This is a genomic window from Aminobacterium sp. UBA4834 (assembly GCF_002400205.1).
GTDB lineage: Bacteria > Synergistota > Synergistia > Synergistales > Aminobacteriaceae > Aminobacterium > Aminobacterium mobile.
This window is the reverse complement of sequence record NZ_DHFC01000020.1, coordinates 396-934: the sequence shown is the minus strand read 5'-3', so window position 1 is coordinate 934 and position 539 is coordinate 396. Positions and strand designations below refer to the sequence as shown.

Annotated in this window: 1 CRISPR repeat array. The window is 39.0% G+C overall.

Annotated elements, in window-relative coordinates:
* Positions 1 to 56 precede the first annotated feature (56 nt).
* Positions 57 to 483: a CRISPR direct-repeat array (repeat unit 30 nt; unit sequence GTTTCCATCCCTTATAGGAAGTATAAAAAG).
* Between the last annotated feature and the right edge of the window lie 56 nt (positions 484 to 539).

Genomic DNA, 539 nt, shown 5'->3' with positions numbered 1-539 from the left:
CTTATAGGAAGTATAAAAAGGCAAACTTGCGAATCACTTGCTCCTATGGCTCTTGCGTTTCCATCCCTTATAGGAAGTATAAAAAGTACTGTTGAGCTGCGGTGTATCGAAAAGTAGAATGGAGTTTCCATCCCTTATAGGAAGTATAAAAAGCAAATTCTTCTACATCTTCTTCAGGAATACCCCAGGTTTCCATCCCTTATAGGAAGTATAAAAAGATCTACAAGATCGTTCATTTAACGGCCTCCTTCCATGTTTCCATCCCTTATAGGAAGTATAAAAAGATCGCCAGATCGGATATGCTCGCTGAGATCCATTTGTTTCCATCCCTTATAGGAAGTATAAAAAGCTGAGTTTTGCCCATTCGTCCATGTCAATGCTACTCAGTTTCCATCCCTTATAGGAAGTATAAAAAGTTGCCTATTCTCAACTGCGAATACTAGAGCTATTATAGTTTCCATCCCTTATAGGAAGTATAAAAAGAGGCGGAAGCGCCAATGATTTTATCGCTGAAATAGGGTTTCCATCCCTTATAGGAA